This window comes from Halobacillus sp. BBL2006 (genome assembly GCF_000786645.1).
Taxonomy (GTDB): Bacteria; Bacillota; Bacilli; order Bacillales; family Halobacillaceae; genus Halobacillus.
Genome location: NZ_JRNX01000058.1, coordinates 1 through 9,157, shown reverse-complemented (window position 1 = coordinate 9,157; position 9,157 = coordinate 1). Strand labels below are relative to the sequence as shown.

Sequence of the window (9,157 nt, the reverse complement as noted above, 5' to 3'; positions counted from 1 at the left end):
GAGTTTATGCCTATAAAAAAAGAGCGCTGTGCATGCTCAGCACACGTCGCTCTTATAGTATAACGTATTCATTTTACAGTATATAAATGAATAATGTGCCAAGTAAACCTGCCATCGCAACATAAAACAACATGGGTATGAGCGTCAGCCGAATGATCGTGCCTTCTTTTCCAACCATATTCACGACAGACGCTGCGGCAACGACATTCAATATGCATACCATATTTCCTGCATTGGATCCCAGCACCTGAAGGGCGACGACTTGTTGTGCTTCAATCCCAATTTGATCAGCTACACTGAATTGGAACAAAGAAAACATCATATTGCTGAAAGTGGCACTGCCTGAAATAAAAGATCCAAGGGCTCCAATGATAGGCGCCACGAGCGGCCAGGCACCGCCGACCGCATTAGATACCATGATCGCAAGTTCCATAGGCATGCTTAACAAATCTGCTTCATTCACACCGGAATTGATGAAAATCCTTACCATTGGCACTGCGGTCCCAAGAGCGATTACACTCCCAGCCATAGACTTGGCAGAAGTTTTAAACGTAGTTACGACCTCTTCCTTGTTCATACGATGATAAAAAATCGTAATTAGGATAGCGACAACAAAAATCGTACCAGGTAAATAAAGCGGTTCGAATGCGGTGGAAATGTTCGTACCTAAGATTGTCTCCCACTGGACTTTCACAGACCTTAACACTTCTTTAATCGGAAGCACGTTCAACCGTGTCAGAACGAGAAGTACCGCAACAATAACATAAGGCACCCATGCTTTATAAAGAGGCATCCGCAGAACAGCTACACTCGCTTCTTCTGGTCGCTCTTCTATTTCACTTCCACCAAAGTCCCACGGTTCTTCAGGTAAAAGGAAACCTTTCATCGCTGCTGGTACGACTATAGCAAGTCCGACAAGACCGCCAATAATAGACGGAAATTCTGGTCCTAGAAACGTTGCAACGATAAAAGCAGGGACAGTGAAACTGAGACCAGCAAATAATGAAAATTTCCAAAGCGCCAATCCTTCTTTAAAGGAATGATTCTCTCCAAATATCTTTGTAAGCATTACAACAAGTACAAGCGGGATAAAGCTTCCAATAAACAAATCAATCATGACAGCAGATTGAGCCACTCCTTGAATATACTCACCGATGGAATGTGCTCCCAGCACCTGTTGAACTTCGTTCGCAACATCTGCCCCTTGTCGCAGCCCTTGATCTACCCCGACAATCAGCGGTGTTCCTACAGCTCCGAAGGATACGGCACTGCTGTCAGCAATCAGTGCAAGTGATACGGCAGCAAGCGGTGGAAAACCGAGCGTTAATAAGAGAGGGGCCGCAATCGCAGCTGGAGTACCGAAACCTGCCGCTCCTTCAATGAAGGATCCAAACAGCCAGGCGATAATAATCAGCTGGACCCTGCGATCAGCGGTAATTCCTGAAAACCCATGACGAATCGTTTCAAGAGCACCACTGTTTTTTAATGTATTCAATAAAAGAATGGCACCGAAGACGATCCATAGAATAGAGATCGCAATTAATCCTCCCTCCAGGGAAGCTGCAGCAACACGGACGACAGGAACCTTCCATACAACAATAGCCAAAACCGCTACAATGGCAAGACTAACAGGCATTGCTTTTACAGCAGGCAATCGAAATAAAACCAACAATATAAAAACAGCCAATACAGGCATTAGTGCAGTCAAAAATTCCAACATACTCACAGAATCACCCCTCTCTCGTTGTTACTTCCATTATACGAGATAAGTGGACCGAATTGGGTGTCTAATTTGTGAAATATTTCACAATATCCCTTTTTATAAATAGACAGCCTCTCCTTATTTCCAAACCCATGTACTGGTCTTCTCCTTCTTTCTTTATAGAAAGCAGTCTTTTCATTTTCTAACTACCGTGTTGTATTAGGTACGCCTGAATTTTTGTAACATAATACAACTCTTTACTGAGTAAAATAGCGATGGGTAAAAGGAAAAGGAATCGACTTTTCTTCAAGTGAGCTTGCATTCTTTCTCATAATCATAGATTTCCTTTTTCACGAAAGCGTGTTAAACTGAAAGCTGGTTTGAATAATAGAATACAAGTCCGCATCGAAGCGGGAGAGGTTCTAGCGACACCCTCTATAAAAAACTAAGGATGGAACTATACCTTGCCTTAGGTATGGTTTTTTTAATGGTTTTCGGGTGTGTAGAATTCTCTTTTTCTAGATTGAAAGGAGAATTTTTTTATGGAAAAAAATAATAAAGCTGTCGTTGTATTCAGCGGCGGACAAGATAGTACGACTTGCTTATTCTGGGCATTGAAAAAGTTTGATTATGTTGAAGTTGTAACGTTTGATTATAATCAGCGCCATAACGAAGAAATTGAAGTTGCCAAAGAGATTGCCGGGGACTTGGATGTAAAACACCACGTTCTTGATATGTCGCTTTTGAATCAACTGGCACCGAACGCACTGACTCGTGATGACATTGAAGTGAAGGATGGCGAAAATGGAGAACTGCCTTCTACTTTCGTTCCTGGGCGTAACTTACTGTTCCTTTCGTTTGCGACAATCATTGCCAACCAAATTGGAGCCAAGCATGTTGTCACTGGTGTATGTGAGACGGACTTCAGCGGATACCCGGATTGCCGTGATGTATTCGTGAAATCCTTGAACGTTACCTTGAACTTATCTATGGATGATCAGTTTGTCATTCACACGCCGTTAATGTGGCTAGATAAAGCGGAAACCTGGGAGATGGCAGATGAACTCGATGCCTTTTCTTATGTACGTGAGAAGACGCTGACTTGCTATAACGGAGTCCGAGGCGATGGTTGCGGTGAATGTCCTGCCTGTAAGCTGCGTCAGAACGGTCTGGAGACTTATCTTGAAAAACGTGAAGAGGTGAATCAATAATGTACGGGTTCACAATCGTAGAAAACTTACAAAAAATCGATCAGGATATCAAACGTCATGAGCTGAAGTATCACCAGAAACGTGTGATGGTGAGTAAAGAATTCACATTCGATGCCGCCCACCATCTGCACTGCTATGAAGGTAAATGCAAAAACCTCCATGGCCACACGTATCGTGTCGTCTTTGGCATCAGCGGTCTTACCGATGAGATCGGTATCGTAATGGACTTCGGGGATATTAAAGAAATATGGAAAGAGCAAATTGAGATTCATTTGGATCACCGTTATCTTAACGATACCTTACCTAATATGAATACAACAGCCGAAAATATGGTTGTATGGATCTATGAAAAAATGGAAAAAGCGTTGAACGGTCACCCACAAGAGTGCCGCGTCGAGTTCGTGAAACTCTATGAAACACCAACGAGTTATGCGGAAGCAAGACGGGAGTGGATGAACAATGAATAAGTTTCCCGTGTTAGAAATCTTCGGTCCAACGATCCAGGGCGAAGGTATGGTCGTCGGCCGTAAAACCATGTTCGTCCGGACAGCCGGCTGTGATTATAGCTGCGCCTGGTGCGACTCCGCCTTTACTTGGGATGGAAGTGCAAAAGACGAAATTGAACGTTTGACGGCAGATGAAATCATCACTCGTCTAAAGGATGAAGGCGGCAATAAATTCGATCACGTGACCGTCTCAGGTGGTAATCCTGCCTTGTTAAATAATTTACACGAACTGATCGAACCGCTGCATGAGCAAGGGGTTGAAGTAGCACTTGAAACACAAGGAAGCCGCTGGCAGGATTGGTTTACGAGTATTGATGACCTGACCATTTCTCCTAAGCCTCCAAGCTCCAAGATGAAGACAAATTGGATGGTCTTGGATGAGATCGTTACTCGTCTGAAAGAAAACGACCGTCTTTCCAATTTAAGTTTGAAAGTCGTGGTCTTTAACGACGAAGATTTAGTCTATGCAGAGGAAGTCCATGAGCGTTATCCAGACGTCCCATTCTTCCTGCAGGTCGGTAATGACGACTTGGAAGAAGATAAACCTGCGAACCTTGCCAGCCATTTACTCGATCAATATGAATGGTTGATTGATAAAGTTGTAGATTCAGAGAAATTAAATCACGTCCGTGTACTTCCGCAAGTCCACGCACTTGTCTGGGGCAACAAACGCGGTGTATAGCAGTTTTCATTGAATGCTATTATTTTAAATTTACATTTACATTTATTACCACCTCAGGTCATCCAGATTCTGGATGACCTGAGGTGGTTTTTATTTTCCATATCATCCACACTTATCTTTCTTCCCATTAAAAAAGGTGCCCATACAAGGGGCACCTTTTCCTTTTACGTTCTCAATTTCTTCTCATCATAGTGTCCTTTTACAACCACAGCGGCGTGTACAGCCCCTGGCACATAAAAGATTAGGGTGAGAACCAAGTTCAATAAAGCCTTTAATGGTTTTCCTGTAAATAGAACGGCGAGTGGTGGAAGAAAAATAGCTAAAATATACAACATATGCTTGTCGCTCCTTTTTGAAATCTCTGTCTATCCATACCCTTTTCCTTATCAATTATAACTACTGTTTACGGAGCTGCCTGCGTCTCTGATTCCAGAGCGTAATCTCAAGGGCGGCTATACAAATCGCCAGCCAGGCAAGTCCAAACAAGAATCCAGCAAGGACGTCCGTAAAATAGTGGACACCCAAATAAATGCGACTCGAGCCCACAGAAAGAATTAATAATACCAGCAAGATATTAATCAGCCACTTCCAGCCTTTTTTCAATCGGCTGATGACAATTAGGTAAATAAGAAAACCATAGAATACCATCGATCCTGTAGAGTGACCGCTAGGAAAACTGAATCCTACCCCATCATATTGAGCAAGTACTTCCGGACGCTGCCGCTCAAAAATCAGCTTCAACACTTTTGTCAGCGCACTGATCCCAATCATATTAACCGCAAAATAAATAGCAACCCAGCGGCTGAATGGAGAAAAGAATAGCAAATACACTAACAATATGATAGATGCAATCGATACCCACATAACCGATCCTGTCTCTGTAATCGCCCCCCATGTCTGGTCCAGCCATGGCGTACTAATCCATTCAACAAAATCAGTCGCTGCTTTATCGACCCTGATTTTCTCGTCTTCTAACACTTCCCCTGCCAATTCAAAGAAAAAATAAAACGCTCCAGCCACCAATACGAACCCTGCTACAATAATGGCTATGGAAGCTTTAGAAAGATCTGATACCTTTGTTCCTGAAAACAACATGTTCAATCCACCTCTATCTGTTATTTCACTTTATAATCCCTTCCCTCCTTCAGCCCTGACAAAACAGTTACAGGAACACATGGTTCAAATAAAAAAAACCCTTCAAGGACTCTTTATCTGGATATGCAAAAGGCATCATGTATTCCTCGTTATCCCTCCATTTGTTGTTTTCCATTTTCAGAAAATCGATAAGCTAAGATTTTTTCCAGTGAACGAAGCGAGCACTTGCTGAAATAACATTCCAACAATGACTGGAACCGCCACTGGAGGCGGAAAGTAAGTAATCGCGATGACCGCTCCACCACTGATATTCCGCATTCCACTATTATACGTAAGCGAAATGACACTATCATGATCAAGCTTGAGCACTTTCCCTGTTAGAAAACCGATAAAGTAAGCGGAAATCGCCATTAAGCAGACGACAACAGCAACCAATATTAATTTTGCATTGATGTTTTTAAAATAAGGAGCAACTGCTGAACTATTGATCGTTACGACCGCCCCAATGCCCAATTTCGTCAATGGGGCCAGATTCGCTTCTAGACGCTCGGTAAATTCTTTTTTCGCCAACTGATTGATTGTCATTCCGGCCAACGATGGAATCACAATCATCCAGAGCAGCCCTGTCATGATTTCCTGGACGTTCATTTCTACGGAGTTTCCGACAAGAACCTTCATCATTAGAGGTACCGCCAGCGGCGCAATCAGCGTATCGACTAGGATGATCGATAAGGTCAGGACGACATTCCCTTTATACATGGAAACCCAAATCAACGACGTAATGCCGGTGGGGATGACAAACGAAAGGACCAGCCCAATGGTTGAATAAGCATCTCCAGCAAAAACGATTGAACCGATCCCTAGTGCAATCACGGGCATAACAATATGCAGCACGCCAATACAAGCGAGCATGCCGACAGGGTGCCGCATCACTTTTTTCAAATCAGAGAAATTAGAACCCAGACTTCCGGAGAAGGTCATGACCGCAAAAATCCACGGTACGAGGAAGACGAGCGAATCGAACCATGCTGAAAAAACAACACCGATAACCACCGCGCTTGGAGTGAGATAGGGCATGATTTTTTGTAAAAATTGATTGATGGATTGAATCACAAGGAAAGACTCCCTTACGTTTAAAGTCCCTCTAGTATAAAGCTTAGCGATAAAAATAGCAGTTCGTTTATACTAAAAAAAGATCAGAGCCACCGTAAGAATCAGGACAGTGCTCAACACCACGAAAATCGCTGCCCCTCCCTACTCCTAATCGCCATATCACGACTGAAAGTCTGCAAATCTTCCTTATTGGAACGATCGATTTTTCTTATTCGTAATAGAAAACCGATAATCACACCAACAGCGGCTCCAACAAAATTAAAAGGACTAGATTCATAATTATTAATAAGGCTGGAGAAATCAAATGCGAAGCCGAAGATCATGAAAAGGACGGATAGTACAAATAAAGTAATAAAACCAATTTTCATCTGCCTGTTCCACTGTTTTTCCCCTAACTTCTCCCGCTCATATTTTTGGATACTCCTCGTGGTCTTCAATCCTACCGCTTTTCCTGTTTTCCATTGATAAAACTGAATACAAGCTAGCGTAAGAAGGAGTAGAACAATAATAAATAACATCATTCGAGGAGACAGTCCTTGTCTAAAATAAAACTCCATCCCTATGAGAAGGACTGCGATTCCCACATTCATGATCAGCCATTGCTTCCATCTTAATTTCTTAACTTCTTCTCCTGACAACATCTTCGTCTCCCCCTCTCAAACGCTTCCCACCCCCACATTTTAACAATTACTAGAAAGAAACCTCCCTTAGTATAGGACAAAATATTCCCAGCATAGGAATAGAAAAGGACAGGAGGGTGACCATGGATATCGTATTGACTGTCGGCGGTTCCATCTTAATTGGCTCTTTGATTGGTTATAAATTTGGTGCAGGTGAAAAGCCAGAAACGTATTCCATCCAATACTTCCTCTCAAAGAAGAGTTCGCCTCAAAAAGAAATCATAGAAACCATTCAAAACGCAGAGCAAACCATTGATGTTGCTATCTTCCTTTTTACAAATAAAAACATTGTGGCTGAACTCTGCCAGGCGGCTAAACGTGGAGTAAAAGTCAGAGTGTTCACGGATCGAAAACAGCTTGAAACCTCTCAAGTCCAATATGATCACATGAAAGAAATGGCTCAATACGGGATAGCGATCAGGACGAATACGCACGATGGAACGATGCATATCAAAATGTTGATCGCTGACCAGAAAAAGGCTTTAGTTGGCTCCTACAATTTCACCTACAATGCCGAAAAGAAAAACGACGAAATCCTTGTAACGATCACTAATGAAAAACAAGCCGTCAAGCTGACCAACATCTTTCATGATCTTTGGGCAGACGGGATTAACTTTCAATATCCTCAGGATGGGAAAAATGCCTCATAAAAAAGAAGGCTCTAGCTGAGCCTTCTTTTGAGCTGTGGCGATATTTGATTAAGAAAATTCAAGGAAAGAGCATTGAAATCGGATGCTTTTTCAATATTACATACATGCCCGCAAGCGGGTATCACGACCAATTCCGATGCAGCTTCTTTGCAGACATGTCTGCGGATTCCCGGTAAGAACATGTGGTCTTCTTCCCCGGAAATATAAAGCTTCGGGATGTTATTTTTCTTCTTCCGTAATTCTCCATAAATCTGATAAGCATCTCTGACCGTGAATAACCAGGTCAGATAAGCATGTCTGCCCAACTTAAGAGCCTCTTTTATAAAGACGTTCCTTGACTTTTTATGATTTTTCTTCGGCATCAAAATATAGGCAAAACAAGCATAAGGGAACATATACGGAAGCATATGACGGATAGGAAACGAAAGGCTCAATTTCCCAAGAGCTTCTCCCCACCATAGCCACTTCCCAACCGCTCCCGATAAAATCATAGATTGGATACGAAGCGGATACTTGGTAGCCATATGTTGAATCACAAGCGTGCCCAGTGAAACACCAACAAAATGTGCTCGATTAATATGAAGAAGGTCCATCAACTCAATTACTTTTTTTCCAGTATAGATTAGGACTGGCTCTTCCTCTGATAACGGCGAAGCTCCGTGTCCTGGAAGATCAATCAATAGCAAATTATAGTTGGCTTTGAATTCATCCATTTGCTTGTAAAAAATTTTATGATTCCCGCCGAATCCATGAAAAAGTATGACCCACTCGTGACTATATTCGTTACGATAGACTTTATGACCTAGTGGCCTTTTCACATTGTTTATCATAATATTTCTCTCAGCACGCTCCTAGATTCATTTGCCGCATTTTCCATTAATGATTGTTTTCAGCATCGTTTCATCCATATCGAGTGGCTCTGTTTGGCTACGCTTTAGCAGATTCCGCGTATTATTGTCATCAAATGTCAGTGTTTTCTCTAAATACTGGTGAAAGACCTTCATTGGTTCATTGAATTTCCATTCTTGCTCAGTAAGCTCTCCAGCATTCGTCGTCGGGACGAGCTCAACCTTGTGAAAATCAAGTTCTTTCTTTAACGTTTCAAAAACGAATTGATTGGTTGGAGGATTCGAATTTGTGATGTGATAGATCGTGTTATCTTCTGCATTTTCTAAGCCTGCCGTCAGCACGTCCACCACATAATCGACAGGAACAAGGTTTTGAGCTGCCTCCGCATCACATAGAAATCTCATCTTAGCGCTACTTTCTTCTTTTTGACGAGACATCCGTTTTTTTAGAATCTCAAAACTGCGAATTACCCCATATAAGGCAAAAGTCGATTCCGCTTCGCCGGTTTTCGAATCACCGACAATGATGGAAGGACGATAAATATTCACATTAAAATGGTTTGTATAGTCAAAAACAAGATGTTCTGCATGGCACTTGCTCTCTTCATACGAATTCACAAAATCATTATGAACGGAATGCAATTCTTCGTTCGCGTGCTCCTGGTTTCCC

11 protein-coding genes are annotated in these 9,157 nt (G+C 42.3%); 4 read left to right on the top strand and 7 right to left on the bottom strand.

All coding sequences use genetic code 11. The features are described from left to right. Window positions 1-73: 73 nt before the first annotated feature. On the bottom strand, window positions 74-1,720 hold the full coding sequence (locus LD39_RS02235; RefSeq protein ID WP_035542431.1) for an L-lactate permease: 1,647 nt from the start codon (window positions 1,718-1,720) through the stop codon (window positions 74-76). Window positions 1,721-2,244: 524 nt separating this feature from the next. On the opposite strand from LD39_RS02235, the gene queC reads away from it, so the two are divergent. Genes queC through queE form a run of 3 tightly spaced genes read left to right on the top strand, consistent with a single transcriptional unit; the run spans window position 2,245 to window position 4,101 of the window. Then, the gene (gene queC, locus LD39_RS02230; RefSeq protein ID WP_035542429.1) at window positions 2,245-2,913 is read left to right on the top strand and encodes a 7-cyano-7-deazaguanine synthase QueC; all 669 of its coding nucleotides are present in this window, start codon (window positions 2,245-2,247) and stop codon (window positions 2,911-2,913) included. Then, complete coding sequence (gene queD, locus LD39_RS02225; protein ID WP_035542427.1) at window positions 2,913-3,380, top strand: 6-carboxytetrahydropterin synthase QueD; 468 nt, start codon at window positions 2,913-2,915, stop codon at window positions 3,378-3,380. The genes queC and queD overlap by 1 nt, the downstream gene beginning before the upstream one ends. Then, window positions 3,373-4,101, top strand: coding sequence for a 7-carboxy-7-deazaguanine synthase QueE (gene queE / locus LD39_RS02220; protein ID WP_035542426.1), 729 nt, complete (start codon window positions 3,373-3,375; stop codon window positions 4,099-4,101). The genes queD and queE overlap by 8 nt, the downstream gene beginning before the upstream one ends. Before the next feature lie 164 nt (window positions 4,102-4,265). On the opposite strand, the gene LD39_RS21925 is transcribed toward queE, so the two are convergent. The 4 genes from LD39_RS21925 to LD39_RS02205 form a co-directional block, all read right to left on the bottom strand. Next, complete coding sequence (locus LD39_RS21925; RefSeq protein ID WP_081988235.1) at window positions 4,266-4,436, bottom strand: YqaE/Pmp3 family membrane protein; 171 nt, start codon at window positions 4,434-4,436, stop codon at window positions 4,266-4,268. A gap of 61 nt (window positions 4,437-4,497) precedes the next feature. Further along, window positions 4,498-5,196, bottom strand: a complete 699-nt coding sequence (locus LD39_RS02215; protein WP_035542424.1) for a phosphatase PAP2 family protein — start codon at window positions 5,194-5,196, stop codon at window positions 4,498-4,500. A gap of 177 nt (window positions 5,197-5,373) precedes the next feature. Beyond that, entirely contained in the window at window positions 5,374-6,309 is a 936-nt protein-coding gene (locus tag LD39_RS02210; RefSeq protein WP_035542422.1) for a bile acid:sodium symporter family protein, read from the bottom strand. 113 nt (window positions 6,310-6,422) lie between these two features. Continuing rightward, window positions 6,423-6,950 (bottom strand): hypothetical protein, encoded by a 528-nt coding sequence (locus LD39_RS02205; protein ID WP_035542420.1) that lies wholly within the window; start codon window positions 6,948-6,950, stop codon window positions 6,423-6,425. Between the two features lie 122 nt (window positions 6,951-7,072). On the opposite strand from LD39_RS02205, the gene LD39_RS02200 reads away from it, so the two are divergent. Beyond that, window positions 7,073-7,639, top strand: a complete 567-nt coding sequence (locus LD39_RS02200; protein ID WP_052158693.1) for a phospholipase D-like domain-containing protein — start codon at window positions 7,073-7,075, stop codon at window positions 7,637-7,639. Window positions 7,640-7,650: 11 nt separating this feature from the next. Here the strand turns inward: LD39_RS02200 and LD39_RS02195 are convergent, their stop codons facing one another. After that, on the bottom strand, window positions 7,651-8,469 hold the full coding sequence (locus LD39_RS02195) for an alpha/beta fold hydrolase (protein ID WP_035542418.1): 819 nt from the start codon (window positions 8,467-8,469) through the stop codon (window positions 7,651-7,653). A 27-nt stretch (window positions 8,470-8,496) separates the two neighbouring features. After that, window positions 8,497-9,157 (bottom strand): SDR family oxidoreductase (locus LD39_RS02190; protein ID WP_035542416.1); only part of this gene is annotated, 661 nt, incomplete at its 5' end.